This is a genomic window from Streptomyces sp. NPDC058674, from assembly GCF_042716505.1.
Taxonomy (GTDB): Bacteria; Actinomycetota; Actinomycetes; order Streptomycetales; family Streptomycetaceae; genus Streptomyces.
Genome location: NZ_JBHXSC010000042.1, coordinates 15,371 through 34,055 on the forward strand (window position 1 = coordinate 15,371; position 18,685 = coordinate 34,055).

Consider the following 18,685-nt stretch of genomic DNA (forward strand, 5'->3'; position numbering starts at 1 on the left):
CGAGAACCCATCTTCGCATTTGTCGGGGGAACGCGGGACGCCGGGCCCACCATGTGACCGGTCGTTCCGCCCGAAGCGACGGTTACCGCTGCGTAGGAACCTGCGGATTTCGTTGTGGGCTGAACGGATACGCACGCACCCCGGGCCTCGACCAGGCGTTCGGTCGGGACCCGGGGTGCGTCGCGCGTCACCGGGGGGTGCTCCAGCTCACACGCGTGCCGCGCGCGCGGCGGCTCAGCCGAGGTCGCCCGTGGCGGTGCGCTCGGCCAGCCGTACCAGGGTGCGGACGGCGGAGCCGGTGCCGCCCTTGGGGGTGTAGCCGTGCGGGGCGCCCTCGTGGAAGGCCGGGCCCGCGATGTCGAGGTGGGCCCAGGTGATGCCCTCGCCGACGAACTCCTGGAGGAAGAGGCCGGCCACCAGGCCGCCGCCCATCCGGACGCCCATGTTGGCGATGTCGGCGGTGGGGGAGTCCATGGACTTGCGCAGGTCGGCGGGGAGCGGCATCGGCCAGGAGGCCTCGCCGACCTCCTCCGCGATCTCGTGGATCGAGGTGCGGAAGGCGTCGTCGTTGGCCATGATCCCGAAGGTCCGGTCGCCCAGCGCCAGCACCATGGCGCCGGTCAGGGTCGCCACGTCGACGATCGCGTCCGGGGCGTCCTCGGAGGCCTTGGTCAGCGCGTCGCCCAGGACGAGGCGGCCCTCGGCGTCGGTGTTGAGGACCTCGACGGTCTTGCCGCTGTACATGCGCAGCACGTCACCGGGCTTGGTGGCGGAGCCGGACGGCATGTTCTCGGCGAGCGCGAGCCAGCCCGTCACGTTGACCTGGAGGCCCAGCCTGGCGGCCGCGACGACGGCGGCGAAGACGGCGGCCGCCCCGGCCATGTCGCACTTCATCGTCTCGTTGTGGCCGGCCGGCTTCAGGGAGATGCCGCCGGAGTCGTAGGTGATGCCCTTGCCGACGAAGGCCAGGGTCTTCTCCGCCTTGGCGTGGGTGTAGGTGAGCTTCACCAGGCGCGGCGGGTTCTCCGAGCCCTTGCCGACGCCCATGATGCCGCCGTACCCGCCCTTGAGCAGGGCCTTCTCGTCCAGGACCTGGACCTTGATGCCGTGCTCCCGCGCTGCCGCGGAGGCGACCGCCGCGAAGGCCTCGGGGGTGAGGTCGTTCGGCGGGGTGTTGACGAGGTCGCGGGCGACGTTGACCTCGGCCGCGACGACGGAGGCGCGGTCGGCCGCGGCCTTGTGCTCCTTGTCGCGCGGCTTGGCGCCCAGCAGGGCGATCTCGGCGAGCGGCTGCTTCGGGCCGCCGTTCTTGGCGCCCTTCTTCTCGCCGCCCTGGTAGGCCGTGAAGGCGTACGCGCCGAGCAGCGCGCCCTCGGCGACCGCGGTGACGGCGGAGGCGTCGTCGAGGGGGAGCGCGAAGGCGGCCTTCTTGGTTCCGTGCAGGGCGCGGGCGGCGGCGCCGGCGGCGCGGCGCAGCACCTCCTCGTCGTACGACTCGTCCTCGTCCGGGAGGCCGCCGAGTCCGACCGCCAGCACGACCGGGACCTTGAAGCCGTCCGGGGCCGGGAGCTTGGTGACCTCCCCTTCGGCGCCCGAGGCGCCGAGCGCCTCGAGGACGGAGGCGAGCTTTCCGGCGTACGCGTTGTCCACGGCCTCGGCGCCCGCGGCGGCGAGCAGGCCCTTGGGGCCCTTCGCCACGCCGACGACGAGGGCGTCGGCGCGCAGCGTCGCCGCGCCGGCAGTGCTGAGAGTCAGAGCAGTCACGGTGGTGAGGTCTCGCTTCCGTATGTGTGTGGGCCGAGTGGGTGGACGGCCATCCGCAGCGATCGTATTCGGGCCCGGCTGCCGCCGGAAATGAGCGTACGCGCCTGGACTCGCCCGTACGCCACTCGAAGGTTTGGCAAGTTGTTCGATCAACAGGCCGACAGGTTCACCCATCTGTGGACTCTGCTCCAGGTTTGCCTCGTAGACCTGACGAGGTCCGAGAGACTCGGTCCACTCTCGCAAGGGGACGCGGGGTTCCTTTGCATGATTTCCACAGTGCCTCCCCGGCCCGGCCGTCCGCCCAGGGCCGTCGTCGAGGGACGCCTGCGGGGGGAAAGGCCGACATGGTCAGCAAGAACCGGATGAACAGGGTCGCCGCCGTCATGGCCGCGGCAGCCCTGGTGTCCGTCGGAGTACCCGCCGCGACCGCGCAGGCGGCCGTGACACCGCGCATCGACCTGAGGGTGCTGGTCGTCGACGACGGCGGCACCTCCGTCGAGGCCATCACCGCGGAACTCCGCGACACCGGAGTCCCGTACACCCGTGTACAGCTGGGCAGCAGCGGCCGCCCCGTCATCAACGCGGCCTACCTGAGCGACACGGTCGACGGCCGTCCGCGCGCCAGGTTCCAGGGGGTGGTCCTGCCGAACGAGAACCCCTTCGGGGAGGGCTCGGCCGAGATGGCGGCGCTCACCGCGTACGAGACGACGTACGGAATCCGCCAGGTCGACGCGTACACCTGGTCCCACCCGGGCGTCGGCCTGGAGTACACCGACAACGGCGGCTACGCCGGCCAGCTCGACGGCACCCGGGCCGAGGTCACCGCGGCCGGCAGGACCGGACCCTTCGGCTACCTCGGCGGCCAGGTCGCCTTCGAGGACAACTCGCCCCTCGTCCCCGAGAGCTACGGGTTCATGGGCAGGCCGCGGGCCGGCTACACCAGCTACCTCGACGCCCCCGTCGGCTCCGGACGGGCCTCGCTCGTCGGCGAGTACACCCACGACGGGCGCAGCGAACTGGTCGTCACCTTCGGCTACAACCAGTTCCAGCAGCAGTTCCGGCTGCTGGCCCGCGGCATCGTCGAGTGGCTCACCCAGGGCGTCCACATCGGTCAGAGCCGCAACTACTTCGCGGTCCACGTCGACGACGTCTTCGCCCCCGACGCCCGCTGGAGCAAGGAGCTCAACTGCACGCCCGGCGACTACGCCTGCCCCGGCGGCGAGGGCCAGGAGAGCACCATCCGGATGACGGCCGCCGACGCGCAGTACGCGGCGCAGTGGCAGACGTCGAAGAACTTCAAGCTCGACCTGCTCTTCAACGCCGGCGCCGGAGAGGAGTGGAAGGCGGAGCACGGCGGCGTCGACGCGATGACCGCCCAGCTCGTCGCCGACCGGGCCGAGTACCGCTGGATGAACCACACCTACACCCACCCGTTCCTCGGCTGCGTGCAGGACACGACGACCTCCCCCTGGACCTGCGTCAAGGACGCCCAGGGCGCCGTCCGGTACATGAGCCGCGCCGAGATCTCCGCGCAGATCCGCGACAACAACAACTGGGCGGCCGCCAAGGGCATCACCACCGACCGCACCGAGCTGGTCACCGGCGAGCACTCCGGCCTCAAGACCGGCTCGCAGCAGCCCCAGGACAACCCCAACCTGGCCGGAGCCCTCGCCGACAACGGCGTCAAGTGGGCCGGCAGCGACAACTCCCGCGAGCCCGCGCAGCGCGCCGTCGGCGCCGCGCTGACCGTCCCGCGCCACCCGATGAACGTGTACTACAACACCGGCACCAACGCCGAGATGGCCGACGAGTACAACTGGATCTACACCAGCCGCGCGCAGGGCGGCAGCGGCGTCTGCGAGGACAACCCCGCGACCTCCACCTGCCTGCCGGCCCCGGTCGACCCCGACACCGGGTACCTCGACTACATCGTCCCGCAGGAGGCGCGCACCGCGCTGCGCCACGTGCTGGCCAACGACCCGCGCCCGCACTACGTCCACCAGTCGAACCTCGCCGAGGACCGCACCCTCTACCCGGTGGTCAACCAGGTCCTCGACACCTACCGCTCGCTCTACGCGCCCAGCGCGCCGATCGTGAACCAGAGCATGAAGGACACCGGCGTCGAGCTCAGCCGGCGCGCCGCCTGGGACAAGGCGCTCGCCGACAACCAGGTCACCGCCTACCGCATCGGCAAGGACGTCACCGTCAAGGCGCCGTCCGGTGTGGCGGCCCCGGTCACCGCCCCGAACGGCACCCGGAAGCAGCTGCTGCTCGGCACCGCCGACTTCGGCACCGCCTACGCCGGCAGCCGCTCCACCTGGACCTCGCCCGAGCTGCTCCAGAGCGCCGTCACGCTCCGGCTGCCCAGCTGAGGTAGCGGAACCAGCATCCCGCAAGCCGTCACCCGTACCACCTAGCGCCGGCGCTCCCAACCCACGGGCGCCGGCCCCTTTTCCGTCCTGGGGGGACACACCGCATGAGCCATGGGCGCCATGTCACCATGCTCACCGAAGGCACCTATCCGCACGTCCACGGGGGCGTCAGCACCTGGTGCGACCAGCTGGTACGCGGCATGCCGGAGGTCGACTTCAACGTCATAGCCCTGACCGGCTCCGGACGCGAGCCGGTCACCTGGGAACTCCCGCGCAACGTCTACCGCCACACCGCCGTCCCGCTCTGGGGCCAGCCCCCGCCGCGGGGCCGCCGCGGCAGCCGGTCGGCCCTGCGCGGCAAGGCCCACCGCCGCTTCACCGAGGTCTACGAGACCTTCCTGCTCTCCCTGCTCGACCCGGCCCGCGGGGGATTCTCCACCGCCCTGCGCGAACTGGCCCTCCTCGCCCGCGCCGGGAGGCTCGCCCCGACGCTGCGCTCCGAATCCGTGCTCCGCCTCCTGATGGCCGTCTGGACCCGCCCCGGCCTCGGCACCGCCGGGGCCGCGCCCACCGTCCACGACGCGCTCACCGCCACCGACCTGCTGGAACACGCGCTGCGCCCGCTCACCGTACGCATCCCGCCCGACAGCGTCGCGCACGCCGTCAGCAGCGGCCTCGCCACCCTCCCCGCGCTCGCCGCCAAACACCTCGACCGGGTGCCCTTCCTCCTCACCGAGCACGGCATCTACCTGCGCGAGCGCTACCTGGGCTACCGCACCGCGCAACAGCGCTGGCCCGTCAAGGCGCTCATGCTCGGCTTCTACCGCGAGCTGAACACCGAGGGCTACCGGCAGGCCGACCTGATCACCCCGTGCAACCAGTACAACCGCCGCTGGGAGGAGCGCGGGGGCGCCGACTCCGAGCGCATCCGCACCGTCTACAACGGCGTCGACCCGCACGCCTTCCCCGAGGCCGGCCCCGAGCCCGAGGTGCCCACCCTCAGCTGGTGCGGCCGCATCGACCCGATCAAGGACCTCGAAACCCTCATCCGGGCCTACGCCTTCATGCGCGAGGAGCTGCCCGCCCTGCGGCTGCGCCTCTTCGGCCCGGTCCCGGCCGGCTGCGAGGCCTACCGGCTGCGGCTGGAGGACCTCGCCGCCGAACTGGGGGTGGGCGACGGGATCAGCTACGAGGGACGCATCGAGCAGGTCGCCCGCGCCTACGCGGCCGGCTCCGTCGTCATGCTCTCCTCCATCAGCGAGGGGTTCCCCTTCAGCATCATCGAGGCCATGTCCTGCGGCCGCACCACCGTCTCCACCGACGTCGGCGGGGTCCGCGAGGCCGTCGGCGACACCGGACTCGTCGTCCCGCCCCGCGAACCGGAGACCATGGCCCGCGCCACCCTCGCCCTGCTCCGCGACGACGAACGCCGCGCCGAGCTGGGCCGGATGTCCCGCAAGCGGGTGGTCGAGAAGTTCACCCTCCACCAGTCCGTCGACGGCTTCCGGCACATCTACCGGGAACTCGCCGGCCAGCCCGTCCTGCCCGTCCACGAGGGCGACGTCTGGACCCAGCGCCTCGCCGACCCCTGGTACCGGGAACTCGCGGCCATGGGGCACCCCCAGGCGGAGTCCGGGGAAGGGAGCCTGCGGTGAGCGGATCCCTGTGGCTCAAGCCCCCCGGCCCGGACGGCGGCCGGGTGCCCGTCGGCCCCGACGCCGCGGCCACCGGCGCGGTCGACACGCTGCCGGCCGTCCCGCGGCCCCGCCGCGGGGTCCCGGCCGCCGACCCGCTGGGGGAACTCGCCGAGCGGCTCGGCGCGTTCATCGCCGCCGCGGTGCACCCCGACGAGATCGCGGCCGTCCTCGAATCCGACGGGATGACCGACGAGTACATCCGGCTCACCTACGGCCGCCGGGACTCCTTCGCGCTCGCCGAGGAGCTCTACGCCCGGGTGCCCCGCTCCTTCCCCGAGCCCGAGGGCGTCCCCGACCCCTGGAAGGTCTCCCTCACCGCCTGCCTGCTGCGCGGGGTCATCTTCGCGCTGCCCGGCCTGGCCTACGTCCTGGGCGCTCCGCTGCTCGAAGGCCCCAAGGACCGCCTCGGCCTGCCCGCCGGGACGCTGACCCTGCTCGCGGGAGCCCTCATCGGCTGGGTCTGGGACCAGACCCTCTCCCACCGGGCGTACTCCTGGCTCGGCCTCGGCGACCGGGCCGCCGCCGGGCGGACCCTGCTCGTCGGGGCCCCCGCCGGGTCCCTGCTGGGCACCGCCGCCGCGCTCGCGGTGCCCGGCGGGCCGCCGTTCTCGTACGCCTTCGCCGCGGGCCAGGCCCTCTACGTCGGCGCCGCCACGGTCCTGCTCGTCCTGGGCCGCGAACGGGCACTGCTCGCCGCGCTCGGCCCGATGGCCGCCGGCGCCGTCCTCGCGCTCTTCGTGGACCTGCCCGTCCCGGTGCGGACGACCCTGCTCGCCGTGTCGCTGGCCGCCGCCTGCGCACTGGCCGTACGGGAACTGCCGGTGGCGGCGGGCGTGCGGGGCGCCGCGGCGCGCGTGCGGGGACGGGCGGCGCGCCGGCCGGGCGACGGCCCGGTGCGGTGGCGGATGCTGCGCGGCGCCGAGGAGCAGTCCACCCCGCGCGGGCCGCGGCTCGGCGACTCCGTCCCGTACGGGGTCTTCGGCCTCGGCACCGGCCTGCTCGTGCTGTACGCGGCCCTCGGCGAGGTGCTCGCGGGCGGCCCCGCCGAGGCCGTCGCCGCCCCCTCGGCCGTGGCCCTCACGCTCAGCATGGGCCCCGCCGAATGGCTCCTGCACCGGTTCCGCAGCGGCAGCCTCGCCGGCCTGCGCGCGGCCCGCTCGCCCCGGGCGTTCCGGCGCCGGATGCTCACCACCCTCGCCCGGTGCCTGGCCGCCTACCTGGCGGTGGTGCTGGTCCTGGGCGTGACCGGGACCCTGCTCTGGCCGGACGCCCCGGGGCTGACCGGCGTCCGGGTGGCCACCCTGCTCCTGCTCGGCGCCGTGATGTGGACCGGGCTGCTCCTCCAGTCCTTCGGCGCGGTCCGGCCCGCCGCGGTGGTCTGCGCCTCGGCCGCCGTCGCCCAGAGCCTGGCCCTGCTGGCCGGAATCGGCCAGCCGCGGCTGGTGCAACTGGCGGTGGCGGGCGCGGCGGCCGCCGCCCTGGCCGTCCTGGTCTGCCTGCTCCTGGGCCGTGCCACGGCCCACCGCTGACCCTTGCCACCCTCCCGTCCCCCGTACGAGAAGAAGGACCCCATGCTGCTGGTGCCGCTCTACGAGCACCCCGCCGACCGCCCCGAGGCCTGGGAGCGGGTCATCCGCTCCGCGGGCCGGCTGCACTCCGTGGTGCTCAATCCCGACAGCGGGCCGGGGGACGCCCCCGACGAGCGGTTCGCCCTCGTCGCGGAGCGGCTCCGCGAGGCCGGGGTGCCCGTCCTGGGGTACGCCGACACCGACTACGGGCGGCGTCCGCACGCCGAGGTGGTGCAGGACCTGCTGCGCCACCGCGACTGGTACGGCACCGACGGCGCCTTCCTCGACCAGGCCGCCGCCCACCCGGAACTGCTCGGGCACTACGCGCGGCTCTCCGTCGCCGCACGGGCCGCGGGCGCCCGCACCCTCGTGCTGAACCACGGGGTCCACCCGCACCCCGGGTACGCCGAACTCGCCGACCTCCTCGTCACCTTCGAGGGACCCTGGGACGCCTACCGCGACGCCGTCGCCGTGCCGCCGTGGACCGCCGACCACCCCGCCCAGCGGTTCTGCCACCTCGTCTACGCCGTCCCGCCGGGCGCGCCCGCCGCCGAACTGGCCGAGGAGCGGGGCGCCGGCGTGCACTGCGCGGTCCCGGGGAGCGGCGCACACCCGTGGGGCACCCTCCCGTACGCCCTGGAGGCGGCGGGATGAACCGTTTCCCCGCGCGGGTGCGGTCCCGCGCCGGCCTGCTGCTGCTCGTCCCGCTCCTGCTGCTCGCCGCGTGCACGGCCACACCGGACGACGAGGACGGCGCCGGGCCGGAGCCGTGGCCCGGCCAGGCGCCGGGGGAGCGGTGGCAGCCCCGGCCGGGGACCGGCTGGCAGTGGCAGCTCACCGGACGCCTCGACACCTCGGTGGACGTGCCGGTCTACGACGTCGACGGGTTCACCACCACCCCGGAACAGGTCGCCGCGCTGAGGAAGGCGGGCCGCAGGACCATCTGCTACCTGTCCACCGGCGCGTGGGAGGAGTTCCGCCCCGACGCGGACGCCTTCCCCGAGGACCTGCTCGGCCGGGGCAACGGCTGGGAGGGCGAGCGCTGGCTGGACATCCGGCGGACGGCCGACCTGGAACCGCTGATGGCCAAGAGGTTCGACATGTGCCGCGACAAGGGATTCGACGCGGTGGAGCCGGACAACATGGACGCCTACCGCAACGCCTCGGGCTTCCCGCTCACCGCCGCGCACCAGCTGGCGTACAACCGGCTCATCGCGAAGCTCGCCCACGACCGGGGACTGGCCGTCGGCCTGAAGAACGACCTCGACCAGATCCCCGAGCTCGTCGGCGACTTCGACTTCGCCGTCAACGAGCAGTGCGCGCAGTACGACGAGTGCGACCGGCTGACCCCCTTCGTGGAGGCCGGCAAGGCCGTCTTCCACGTGGAGTACGAACTGCCGGCACACCGCTTCTGCGACCGCGCGCGCCGGCTGAAGCTCAGCTCCATGGAGAAGAAGCCCGAGCTGGGGGCCTGGCGCAAGCCCTGCTGAACCGTGCCCCTGCCCGCACCCGTCCTCAGAGCGGCAGGATCGCGTGGACCCGGTAGCCGCCGCCGTAGCGGGGGCCGGTGAAGCACGATCCGCCCAGCGCGCCGGTCCGCTCGCGCATGCCCAGCAGCCCGTGGCCGCCGCCCGGATCGGACGGCTCCGGGGACGGGTCGGCCGAGGAGCCCCCGTCGTCCAGCACCGTCACCTCCACCGACGGCCCGACCCGCACCACGCTGACCTCGGCGCGGGCCCCCGGCCCTGCGTGCTTGCGCACGTTGGTCAGGGCCTCCTGGATGACCCGGTACGCCGCCAGGTCCACGGCCGCGGGCAGCGGGCCGCCGGTCGGGCCCTCCACCTGGACGGCCACCTCCACCGGCAGGCCCGCGTGCCGGAAGGTGTCCACCAGCTCGTCCAGGACGGCCAGCCCCGGGGCGGGCTCCGTGGGCGCCTCCGGGTCGCCGGACTGGCGCAGCAGTCCCACGGTGGCCCGCAGTTCGTTGAGCGCCGAGCGGCTGGCGTCCCGTACGTGGGCCAAGGCCTCCTTGGCCTGGTCGGGGCGCTTGTCCATGACGTGTGCGGCCACCCCTGCCTGCACGTTGACGAGGGCGATGTGGTGGGCCACCACGTCGTGCAGGTCCCGGGCGATCCGCAGCCGCTCCTCGGCGACCCGCCGCCGGGCCTCCTCCTCGCGGGTGCGCTCGGCGCGCTCGGCCCGCTCCCGGATGGCGTCGATGAAGGCCCGCCGGCTGCGGACCGCGTCCCCGGCGGCGGCGGCCATCCCCGTCCACGCGAAGATGCCGAGGTTCTCCTGCGCGTACCAGGGCAGCGGCCCGGCCAGCATGGCCACGCCCGTCAGCCCCGCCATGGTGAGCAGCCCGATCCGCCAGGTCGTGGGCCGGTCGGTGCGTGCCGCCACCGTGTACAGCGCGATCACCGCGCACATGACGACGGGGGCCCGCGGTTCCCCGGTGGTCAGCTCCAGCAGGGCGAGCCCGCAGGAGACGGCAAGTACGGTGCGGGGCCTGCGGCGCCGCAGCACGAGGGCGGCCGCGCCGAGCAGCATCAGCAGCAGGGAGAACGGCTCGGGCGTGCGCGTCCCGAAGGTGGGCCCGTGGGGACCGTGCGGATCGGCGAAGGACCCCACGACCATCGCGACGAACGCGCCGAGCGCGAGCACGGCGTCGGTGGCGAGCGGATGGGCCCGCGTCCAGCGCCGGGTGAGACCCAGCGGCCCGAGGTGTGTCGTCACCCCGACACGGTACGGCCTGCCGGGCCGCGCCCGCGGCCCCGGCCCGGTGCGCGCGGGAACCCGCTCACGAACGGCGACAGCGGGGTGCGCAGCAGGTCCGCGCTGTCAACGGCGGGTCTCCAGGTGTCTGCGGTGCAGCCACTTCGGCAGGCCGGGAGCCTCCAGGAAGCCTTCGGCCCGGCCGGCCGCGACACCGATCCGCAACAGGTCCGAACTCTTCTCGAAGAGCATGAACCGCGGTTCCCAGATCGGCCGGTACTTGGCGTTGGCCCGGTACAGGGACTCGATCTGCCACCAGCGGGAGAAGAAGCTCAGCAGCGAGTGCCACATCCGCAGCACCGGACCGGCGCCGAGCCTGGACCCGCGTTCGAAGACGGAGCGGAACATCGCGAAGTTCAGCGAGACCTGGGAGACCCCGATCTCCTTCGACCGCTCCAGCAGTTCGATGACCATGAACTCCATCAGGCCGTTCTCGGAGTCCCGGTCACGGCGCATCAGGTCCAGCGACAGCCCCTTGGCCCCCCACGGCACGAAGGACAGCACCGCCCGCAGGTCGCCGTTGCCGTCGGTGCACTCCAGCATCACGCACTGGCCGTCACCGGGATCGCCCAGCCGGCCCAGCGCCATCGAGAAGCCCCGCTCGGTCGCCCCGTCGCGCCAGTCGTCGGCACGGCGCAGCAGCTCGTCCATCTCGTCACCGGGGATGTCGGCGTGACGCCGGACGCGGACCGTGTACCCGGCCCGCTTGACGCGGTTGTACGCCTGCCGGACGGTCCGCATGGCGCGGCCCTCCAGGGTGAACTCGGCGGTCTCCACGATCGCCTCGTCGCCCAGCTCCAGCGCGTCGAGCCCGTGCCGCGCGTAGATCTGCCCGGCCTCCTCGCTCGCGCCCATCACGGCGGGCACCCAGCCGTGCTCGCGGGCCTCGGCCAGCCAGGGCTCGATGGCGCCGGGCCACGCCTCCGGATCGCCGATCGGGTCGCCGGAGGCCAGCGAGACACCGCCGACGACGCGGTAGGTGACGGCGGCCTTGCCGGTGGGGGACCAGATGACGGACTTCTCGCGGCGCAGCGCGAAGTAGCCGAGCGAATCGCGGTCGCCCTGCTTGGCGAGGAGCGCCCGCAGCCGCTGCTCGTCCTCCTCGGAGAGCGGGTCGACGGCCCTCCGGGAGCGGAAGGCGGCGAACAGCACGGCGAGGAGCAGCAGCATCGACATCACGTTGACGGTGACGTCCACCCAGCCGGGCGTCGTGATCGTACGGGAGGCCAGGTCGTCCGGGGCCAGGGTGACCAGCCGCATCGCGCCGTACCGCCAACGGGCCAGGAAGGTCGCCTCGGCGCTGTCGGGATGGGTGTTGGCGGCGCCGACGAGCAGCGCCGCGACCAGCGAGGTGACCAGCAGGCCGACGGCGGCGACGGCGGTGGCCAGCGCCGGGTTGGAGCGGTCGCCGCGGGCGTAGAACTCGCGGCGGCCCAGCAGCAGGGCGGCGACGAAGGCGGCGGTCAGGCCGAGGGACACCCAGTTCTGGGCGTGGTCCCGGAACTCCGGGTAGCAGAGGTCGGCGCCCCAGCCGGCGCAGGGGGCGAAGGCCGCGGTGGCGAAGGCCAGCAGCAGTGCCCCGGACACCGCCAGGTTCAGGATCCACGCGGCGCGCTTGCGCCGGCCCATGGTGACGGCCAGCAGCAGGGAGAACAGGCCGGAGGCGAAGCCGGCCGTGAGCAGGTACGGAGTGTAGAAGTCCTCGCTGTTGTGCCGGCGCAGGTCCTGTCCGAGCGAAAGCCACACCGCGCTGAGGAAGTTCACGAAGGTCACGGCGCGCAGGTACCAGACGGCGAACGCCGCGCCGCGTCGTGAACGGGTGCTCCCCCGGCCGGTCTCCCGGCCGCCCCCCGCCCCCTTGCCGGCGGGTCCACCGCCGGTCTCTTTCCTTCCGGATGCCGGGCCGGGGGCCTGTGCGGCGCCGCGGCCGGTGTCTACGCTGCTCGAACGGACCTCTCCCATAAAAGTCGATCATATGGGGCGCCGCTGTCCGCGGGTGGGCCGGTCCGGGGACCACGGCCCGATCAGGACCACGGCCCGGTCAGGACCACGGCCCGGTCAGGACCGCGGGCCCCGGCTGTTCACTGCGTCGGCTCCTGCGCCGCCCTCCCCCGGACCTCGTCCGGGGGTGCCCCCGCCGGGAGTTCCGCCGCGAGCGCGGCGGCCGCCTGGACCAGGGGGAGGGCCAGCAGTGCCCCGGTGCCCTCTCCCACGGTGACGCCGTGGTCGAGCACGGGGTTGAGTGCCATCCGGTCCAGCGCCTTGGCCTGGCCGGGCTCACCGCTCGCCTGACCGGCGAGCCACCAGTCCGGCGCCCGGAACGCGGCCCGCTGCGCCACCAGTCCGCAGGCCGCCGAGACGACCCCGTCGAGGATGACCGGCGTACGGCGCACCGCGCACTGGAGCAGGAAGCCGGTGATGGCGGCCACGTCGGCGCCGCCGACCGCCGCGAGCAGGGCGACCTGGTCGCCCAGGACCGGGCGGGCCCGGCGCAACGCGTCGCGGACCGCCGCGCACTTGCGCATCCAGGCGAGGTCGTCGATGGGCGAGCCGCCGCGGCCGGTGACCACGGAGGCGTCGGTGCCGCACAGCGCGGCGACCAGGGTGGCGGCGACGGTGGTGCCGCCGACGCTCAGGTCCCCGAGGACGATCAGGTCCGTCCCCGCGTCCGCTTCCTCGTCGGCGATCCGCATGCCGAGCCGCAGCGCGTCCCGGGCTTCCTCGACGGTGAGCGCGTCCTCCACGTCGATCCGGCCGCTGCCGCGCCGCACCCGGTGCTTGACCACCTCGTCGGGGAGCAGCCCGGGGTCGCAGTCGAGCCCGGCGTCCACGATCCGTACGCCCGCCCCGAACCGGCCGGCCAGGACGGCGACCGGGCTGGACCCGTCGAGCACGGCCCGCACCAGCTCGTGGGCGGAGGCCGCGGGCCGCGCGGAGACGCCCCGGGAGGCGATCCCGTGGTCGGCGGCGAAGAGCACGACCCGGGGGTGCTCGACCGGCCTGACCGGGACCTGCCCCTGGGCGGCGGCGAGCCACTCGGCGAGTTCGTCGAGCCGGCCCAGCGCGCCGGGCGGCACGGCCAGCCGTTCACGGCGTTCCTCGGCATCACGACGGACGCCCCCGTCGGGGCGCTCGATCAGATCGGAGAAGTCGTCGAGATTCAGCGTGCTCATCTGCCAGAGAGTACAGCCGGTGAGGCCCGCCCCCCGGGGGCGTGGTGCGTATCGGTCAGGTCCCGCCGGCCGGCTCAGTCCTTGAGCGCCAGCGCCTGCCCGGCGACCACCAGGAGGACGTGCTCGCACTCGGCGGCGACCGCGGTGTTGAGGCGGCCCAGTTCGTCGCGGAAGCGGCGCCCCGAGGCCGTCGCGGGGACGACTCCCGAGCCCACCTCGTTGCTGACCAGCACCACGGACCGCCGGGTCGCGCGGACGGCCGCCGCCAACTCGGCCGTGCGGGCCTGCACATGCTGCCGGCCGCGCGCGGCCCAGACCTCGTCGTCCCAGGCCCCGGCCCGGTCCATCGCATCGGTCAGCCACAGCGCCAGGCAGTCGATGAGCAGCGGCGGCCCCCCTGACCCCAGCAGCGGGACCAGCTCGCAGGTCTCCACCGTCCGCCAGGTCGCCGGCCGCCGCTCCCGGTGCAGCCCGACGCGCTGCGCCCACTCCGCGTCCCCGTCCCGGGCGCCGCCGGTGGCCACGTAGACCACCCCGGGGAAGGACTGCAACCGCCGCTCCGCCTCGAAGGACTTGCCCGAGCGGGCGCCGCCCAGCACCAGCGTCCGGCGCGGGAGGTCCGGCACCGCGCGGTAGTCCCCGACGGTCACGGTCGTCCCGTCCGGCACCGCCCTGGCCCCGGCGGCCGCGAGCCGGCGCTCCAGCTCCCGGCCCGGCGGGGTGTCGTGGTCGAGGTGGACGGCGATCACGTCCGTGGCCGGGCCGACCGCACCGCCCGCCCGCAGCCGGGCCAGGGCCTCGGGCCGGCCGAGCACGTCCGCGAGCACCGTGTCGTACGGGCGCCGCCCGGCCGCGCCGCCCCCGGACTCCGTCCGGGACGGCTCCCAGCCGGCGGGGGCCCCGCCGGGCGGGAGGTACAGCATCCTGGCGCCGTCCGGGCCCGTCACCTCGTACCCGGTGCCCGGCGCGTCCATCGGCACCGCCCGCACCCGGTGCCCGGAGATCACCGCCAGCTCCCGCCCGTCCGGCACCCGGCCCGCCGCCGGCAGCCCGGCCGGCAGCTCCACCGCCGGGCCGTCGTGCGGGTGGGTCAGCAGGACCTGCCGTACGCCCGCCAGCGAATGGCCGGCCCGGGCACCGGCCAGCACCGCCCCCGGGGTCAGGTCGAGCAGCAGCGCACCGTCCACCAGGACGGCCGTGGCCGCACGGGACCGGGTGCCGACGGAGAGCGCGCAGGCAGCGCAGGGACAGCCGGGGCGGGGCAGCCCCTCGGGTGTGCCGGTGCCGAGCAGAGTGAGTTCCACAGGATGATCCTCCCGCGTCCACGAGAGTGGTGCGCGCCCGGTTACTCTGCGGGCACACTCAAGACGAGAAGCGTGCGAGCAGCGGACGAGCAACGGAGGCGGACATGGCGTGGACGTGGCGGTTCGAGACGGCCGACGGCAGCGAGGCGAGCCCGTCGGTGGTGCCGGAGGAGTTCACCACGCAGGGCGACGCGGAGTCCTGGATCGGCGAGTACTGGAAGGACCTGCTGGAGGGCGGCACCGAGCAGGTGAAGCTGTCCGACGACAGCGGGACCGAGCTCTACACGATGAGCCTGCGCGCGGCGCTCGACGCCTGACCGCCTCCGGGGCGGGCGGCGGTCCGGCCGGAACCGGGCCGCCACCGCCCCGGAGCGGCGGGGCCGCGGATCAGCCGCGTACGCCGCACAGGTGCAGCAGGGCGGCGACCCCCCGGTACGGGTCGGTCCGCCCGGCCCGGTCCTCCGCGGCCAGCAGCAGCTCCAGCTCCTCGTCGGGCGGGAGGTTCTCGCCGGCCTCGGTCCCGTCGGTGAAGACGCGCACCCCGTACCAGGCCTGGAGCGGGGCTCCGATGCCGGAGAGGGTGGCCGTCAGCCCGGCCAGCCGGTCGGCGCGCACGTCCAGTCCCAGCCGGTTCGTGTAGTCGACGCCGTCGAAGGCGGCCAGCGTGCCCGCCCAGTCGCCGGCCAGGCCGGGCCGCATGGCGAGCGCGTCGCCATTGCGCACCAGCAGGGACAGCAGACCCCCGGGGGCCAGCATCCGGGCCAGCCCGGCGAGCATGGCGTCCGACTCGGCCACGTACATCAGCACCCCGTGGCACAGCACCACGTCGAAGCTGCCCGGCACGAAGTGGGCGCCGGTCTCGCGGCCGTCGCCCTCCATGAGGCGGACCCGGTCGCGAATCCCGGAGGGCTCCGCCTCCAGTGCCTCGCGGGCGACCGCGAGCATGCCGGGGTCCTGCTCCAGCCCCGTCACCTTGTGGCCGGCACGCGCCAGCCGCAGCGCCTGGGTGCCCTGGCCCATGCCCACGTCGAGCACGCGCAGCCGCTGCCCCACGGGGAAGCGCTGCGCGATCTGCTCCTCGACCTGCCGGCCCACGAGCTCCTGGCGGACGGCGTTGCGCAGTCCGCCCAGGCCCTCCAGCCAGGTCCGGGCGCCTGCCGAGAAGCCCCCTCCCGGCACGGCTGCCCCGGGGGTCGCTGGACTCAGGGCCGTTCCCCGCGCTTGACCTGCGGCTTGGGCAGGCGCAGCCGGCGCATCTGGAGGGTGCGCATGAGGCCGTACGCGATGGCGCCGCGACGGGGCTCGTCCGGGAAGCGCGCGATGAGCGCCTTGCGGAGGCGGAACACCAGACCGGCGGAGTCGACGATGATCAGGGCGATCACGCCCATCCACAACACCAGCGCGATGCTCTGGAGCTGGGCGACCCGCACCATGCTCAGCACCAGGATGACGACGGCCAGCGGCAGGAACATCTCGGCGACCGAGAAGCGGGAGTCCACGTAGTCGCGGACGAACCGGCGGACGGGGCCCTTGTCGCGGGCGGGGAGGTAACGCTCGTCGCCGTTGGCCAGCGCCTCGCGCTGCTTGGCCATCTCCACGCGACGGCGCTCACGGGCTCGCTTGGCATCCTCCTTGCGATTGCCGGTCGAGGCCACCACGGCCTTGCGCTGCGACTGGGCCACAGCACGCTTCGGCGTAGGGCGGCCCTTGGGGGCCTGCGGATCACGGGGCTGCGAGAGGTCGGCGCTCACCTTGTCGGTGGCGGCGGCCTTCTCTTCCTTGGAGGAGCGGCTACCAAACACAAAACCCAAGCGTACGTGGTTGCGGGCACGGGCCCCACCCCGGTGGGGAACGATCCGGCAACGGCGTGCGTCTTCACTCTGTGTACGGCCCCCGCGGGGGAGCACTCTCCTGGGACCACCTACTCCTCACGCCTGACACGGCGCGGATGCAGTCGTCCTGGAGGAGGAGCGCATCCGTGCTCGAACAGTGCGGTAATGGAGACAGGGCCCGTACTGTGGGTCTTGTTGGTGACCTGGAGCGAAGTCCGTCAGAAGGGGGCGCGCGAAGCCCATGAGCGGTGTCATGAAGCGTATGGGGATGATCTTCCGCGCGAAGGCGAACAAGGCCCTTGACCGGGCCGAGGACCCGCGCGAAACCCTCGACTACTCCTACCAGAAGCAGCTCGAGCTGCTGCAGAAGGTGCGCCGCGGCGTCGCCGACGTGGCGACCTCCCGCAAGCGCCTGGAGCTGCAGCTGAACCAGCTGCAGGGCCAGTCGGCCAAGCTGGAGGACCAGGGCCGCAAGGCCCTCGCCCTCGGCCGCGAGGACCTGGCCCGCGAGGCCCTGGCCCGCCGCGCCTCCCTCCAGCAGCAGGTCAGCGACCTGGAAGTGCAGCACCAGACCCTCCAGGGCGAGGAGGAGAAGCTCACGCTCGCCTCCCAGCGCCTGCAGGCGAAGGTCGACGCCTTCCGGACGAAGAAGGAGACCATCAAGGCCACCTACACCGCGGCCCAGGCGCAGACCCGGATCGCGGAGTCCTTCTCGGGCATCTCCGAGGAGATGAGCGACGTCGGCCTGGCCATCCAGCGGGCCGAGGACAAGACCGCGCAGCTCCAGGCGCGCGCCGGCGCGATCGACGAGCTGCTGGCCTCCGGTGCGCTCGACGACCGGAGCGGCCTCGGCTCCAAGGACGACATCCAGGCCGAGCTGGACCGCCTCTCCGGCGGTACGGACGTGGAGCTGGAGCTCCAGCGCATGAAGGCCGAACTGGCGGGCGGCCCGTCCGCGCCGGCCATCGAGGGCGGTGCGCCGGGCACCGGCCAGCCGTCCCAGACCCAGCACCGGTTCGACAAGCAGTAGGACGGGGCCCGTCATGATTGTCCGCATCATGGGGGAGGGCCAGGTGGAGGTGGCCGACAGCCACCTCGCCGAGCTCAACAGGCTGGACGACGAGCTGCTCGTGGAGATCGAGAGCGGCGACCAGGAGGGCTTCCGGCGCACGCTGGGTGCGCTGCTCGAAGCCGTCCGACGGCTGGGCGACCCGCTTCCCGACGAGGCGCTTGAGCCGTCCGAGCTGATCCTGCCCGGTCCGGACGCGGGTCTGGACGAGGTCAGGGAGATGCTGCGCGACGACGGCCTGATCCCGGGCTGACCCCGGCCACCGGCACGTACGGCGGGCCCGCCCCTTTTTCGGGGCGGGCCCGCCGTACGTGTATGGGCGCGGTGGCGCCTCATGGGCCGGGCGGCTTCTCCGCCGCCGTGACGGCGGGCCGCTCCTCGTCGGGCGTGCCGCCGATGAAGTTCTCGAACCTCCGGCGCGGGGCCGCCCACCGCCGGTCGTGGTGGAAGGCGCGCAGCCGGGCCTTGGCACGGGCGCGCGGGCGGTTCTCGTAGAACCTCTTCGCGTACGGGGACCCGGGCCGGGCGAGGCGGACGGCGCCGATGAGCCCCACGAACGGGATGACCGTGCCGAAGAACGCCGTGCGGGCCTTCCCCTTCCACAGCGCGATCAGGGCCAGGAAGAAGTTGGTGGCCGTGTTCATGACCACCAGACCGCGGCTCTGCCGCTCGTCCGCGGTCAGGTCGTTCACCCCGAAGGGCAGGAACCCGCCGAGCACCAGGGCCACCAGGGCGGCCGTCAGCACCACGATCTCCACGCTCTTGCGGCCCTGCTCGCTCCAGTAGACGTCGTCGAGGTGCAGGATCAGGGCGAACTCGTCCAGCACCAGGCCCGCCCCCAGCCCGAAGACCACGGCCGAGAGCCCCGCGCCGAAGCTGTGCCCGCTGCTGCCGATCGCGCCGAAGCCCCCGATGATCACGAGGATCACGCCCGGCACCACGTGGTGGATGTGGACCCCGCCCGGGGTGACGTTCTTGAACGGCCCCCGCCCGGCCCGGATCAGCCGGGTGATCACGCGGGTGACGAGGAAGGACGTCACGAACGAGAGCAACGCGAGGAGCAGGGGCAGCTTCCCCGGTTCGACGATGTTGCGGTACCACCAGTGACCCATCGCCCCAGCTCTCCGTGCG

Annotated in this window: 16 protein-coding genes; 8 read left to right on the forward strand and 8 right to left on the reverse strand. The window is 73.9% G+C overall.

From position 1 onward, the window contains the following. Positions 1-234: 234 nt before the first annotated feature. Positions 235-1,764: a leucyl aminopeptidase gene (locus ACFWU6_RS21415; RefSeq protein WP_383811070.1), complete on the reverse strand. Its 1,530-nt coding sequence runs from the start codon at positions 1,762-1,764 to the stop codon at positions 235-237. Between the two features lie 344 nt (positions 1,765-2,108). On the opposite strand from ACFWU6_RS21415, the gene ACFWU6_RS21420 reads away from it, so the two are divergent. The 5 genes from ACFWU6_RS21420 to ACFWU6_RS21440 all read left to right on the forward strand — a co-directional run bounded on the left by ACFWU6_RS21420 (position 2,109) and on the right by ACFWU6_RS21440 (position 8,891). Continuing rightward, on the forward strand, positions 2,109-4,136 hold the full coding sequence (locus ACFWU6_RS21420) for a hypothetical protein (protein ID WP_383982476.1): 2,028 nt from the start codon (positions 2,109-2,111) through the stop codon (positions 4,134-4,136). A gap of 104 nt (positions 4,137-4,240) precedes the next feature. Next, entirely contained in the window at positions 4,241-5,791 is a 1,551-nt protein-coding gene (gene pelF / locus ACFWU6_RS21425; protein WP_383811066.1) for a GT4 family glycosyltransferase PelF, read from the forward strand. Then, complete coding sequence (locus ACFWU6_RS21430) at positions 5,788-7,362, forward strand: hypothetical protein (RefSeq protein ID WP_383811065.1); 1,575 nt, start codon at positions 5,788-5,790, stop codon at positions 7,360-7,362. Before pelF ends, ACFWU6_RS21430 begins: the two co-directional genes overlap by 4 nt. Positions 7,363-7,404: 42 nt before the next feature. Then, the gene (locus ACFWU6_RS21435; RefSeq protein WP_383811080.1) at positions 7,405-8,055 is read left to right on the forward strand and encodes a spherulation-specific family 4 protein; all 651 of its coding nucleotides are present in this window, start codon (positions 7,405-7,407) and stop codon (positions 8,053-8,055) included. After that, the gene (locus tag ACFWU6_RS21440) at positions 8,052-8,891 is read left to right on the forward strand and encodes an endo alpha-1,4 polygalactosaminidase (protein WP_383811062.1); all 840 of its coding nucleotides are present in this window, start codon (positions 8,052-8,054) and stop codon (positions 8,889-8,891) included. Before ACFWU6_RS21435 ends, ACFWU6_RS21440 begins: the two co-directional genes overlap by 4 nt. Before the next feature lie 25 nt (positions 8,892-8,916). Here the strand turns inward: ACFWU6_RS21440 and ACFWU6_RS21445 are convergent, their stop codons facing one another. The 4 genes from ACFWU6_RS21445 to ACFWU6_RS21460 form a co-directional block, all read right to left on the reverse strand. Continuing rightward, positions 8,917-10,137 (reverse strand): sensor histidine kinase, encoded by a 1,221-nt coding sequence (locus ACFWU6_RS21445; protein ID WP_383811059.1) that lies wholly within the window; start codon positions 10,135-10,137, stop codon positions 8,917-8,919. A 105-nt stretch (positions 10,138-10,242) separates the two neighbouring features. Then, positions 10,243-12,138, reverse strand: coding sequence for a phosphatidylglycerol lysyltransferase domain-containing protein (locus ACFWU6_RS21450; protein WP_383811057.1), 1,896 nt, complete (start codon positions 12,136-12,138; stop codon positions 10,243-10,245). A gap of 119 nt (positions 12,139-12,257) precedes the next feature. Beyond that, entirely contained in the window at positions 12,258-13,349 is a 1,092-nt protein-coding gene (gene cobT, locus ACFWU6_RS21455) for a nicotinate-nucleotide--dimethylbenzimidazole phosphoribosyltransferase (protein WP_383811054.1), read from the reverse strand. A 74-nt stretch (positions 13,350-13,423) separates the two neighbouring features. Then, a complete protein-coding gene (locus ACFWU6_RS21460) occupies positions 13,424-14,653 on the reverse strand; it encodes a bifunctional adenosylcobinamide kinase/adenosylcobinamide-phosphate guanylyltransferase (protein ID WP_383811051.1) in 1,230 nt (409 codons plus the stop codon). Between the two features lie 104 nt (positions 14,654-14,757). On the opposite strand from ACFWU6_RS21460, the gene ACFWU6_RS21465 reads away from it, so the two are divergent. Further along, positions 14,758-14,970 carry a hypothetical protein gene (locus tag ACFWU6_RS21465; RefSeq protein ID WP_267720825.1) on the forward strand — a complete coding sequence of 71 codons (213 nt, stop codon included), beginning with the start codon at positions 14,758-14,760 and terminating at the stop codon, positions 14,968-14,970. A 70-nt stretch (positions 14,971-15,040) separates the two neighbouring features. Here ACFWU6_RS21465 and ACFWU6_RS21470 read toward each other — a convergent pair whose 3' ends face one another. Together ACFWU6_RS21470 and ACFWU6_RS21475 are read right to left on the reverse strand one after the other, a co-directional pair. Next, positions 15,041-15,748, reverse strand: coding sequence for a class I SAM-dependent methyltransferase (locus ACFWU6_RS21470; protein WP_383811077.1), 708 nt, complete (start codon positions 15,746-15,748; stop codon positions 15,041-15,043). Positions 15,749-15,855: 107 nt separating this feature from the next. Continuing rightward, positions 15,856-16,464, reverse strand: a complete 609-nt coding sequence (locus ACFWU6_RS21475; RefSeq protein WP_383811048.1) for a DUF3043 domain-containing protein — start codon at positions 16,462-16,464, stop codon at positions 15,856-15,858. Positions 16,465-16,726: 262 nt separating this feature from the next. Here ACFWU6_RS21475 and ACFWU6_RS21480 point away from each other — a divergent pair, with 262 nt between their 5' ends. Next, entirely contained in the window at positions 16,727-17,515 is a 789-nt protein-coding gene (locus ACFWU6_RS21480) for a PspA/IM30 family protein (protein WP_383982479.1), read from the forward strand. A 13-nt stretch (positions 17,516-17,528) separates the two neighbouring features. After that, positions 17,529-17,807: a hypothetical protein gene (locus tag ACFWU6_RS21485; RefSeq protein ID WP_383811043.1), complete on the forward strand. Its 279-nt coding sequence runs from the start codon at positions 17,529-17,531 to the stop codon at positions 17,805-17,807. A 79-nt stretch (positions 17,808-17,886) separates the two neighbouring features. On the opposite strand, the gene ACFWU6_RS21490 is transcribed toward ACFWU6_RS21485, so the two are convergent. Then, positions 17,887-18,666 (reverse strand): hypothetical protein, encoded by a 780-nt coding sequence (locus ACFWU6_RS21490; RefSeq protein WP_383982482.1) that lies wholly within the window; start codon positions 18,664-18,666, stop codon positions 17,887-17,889. Positions 18,667-18,685: the final 19 nt, after the last annotated feature.

Bases quoted from the DNA above. Each gene is read 5' to 3' on its own strand.
- ACFWU6_RS21435 (WP_383811080.1), top strand. From the start codon at position 7,405: ATGCTGCTGGTGCCGCTCTACGAGCACCCCGCCGACCGCCCCGAGGCC.
- cobT (WP_383811054.1), bottom strand. From the start codon at position 13,349: ATGAGCACGCTGAATCTCGACGACTTCTCCGATCTGATCGAGCGCCCC.
- ACFWU6_RS21485 (WP_383811043.1), top strand. From the start codon at position 17,529: ATGATTGTCCGCATCATGGGGGAGGGCCAGGTGGAGGTGGCCGACAGC.
- ACFWU6_RS21420 (WP_383982476.1), top strand. From the start codon at position 2,109: ATGGTCAGCAAGAACCGGATGAACAGGGTCGCCGCCGTCATGGCCGCG.
- pelF (WP_383811066.1), top strand. From the start codon at position 4,241: ATGAGCCATGGGCGCCATGTCACCATGCTCACCGAAGGCACCTATCCG.
- ACFWU6_RS21465 (WP_267720825.1), top strand. From the start codon at position 14,758: ATGGCGTGGACGTGGCGGTTCGAGACGGCCGACGGCAGCGAGGCGAGC.
- ACFWU6_RS21490 (WP_383982482.1), bottom strand. From the start codon at position 18,666: ATGGGTCACTGGTGGTACCGCAACATCGTCGAACCGGGGAAGCTGCCC.
- ACFWU6_RS21480 (WP_383982479.1), top strand. From the start codon at position 16,727: ATGAGCGGTGTCATGAAGCGTATGGGGATGATCTTCCGCGCGAAGGCG.
- ACFWU6_RS21440 (WP_383811062.1), top strand. From the start codon at position 8,052: ATGAACCGTTTCCCCGCGCGGGTGCGGTCCCGCGCCGGCCTGCTGCTG.
- ACFWU6_RS21450 (WP_383811057.1), bottom strand. From the start codon at position 12,138: ATGGGAGAGGTCCGTTCGAGCAGCGTAGACACCGGCCGCGGCGCCGCA.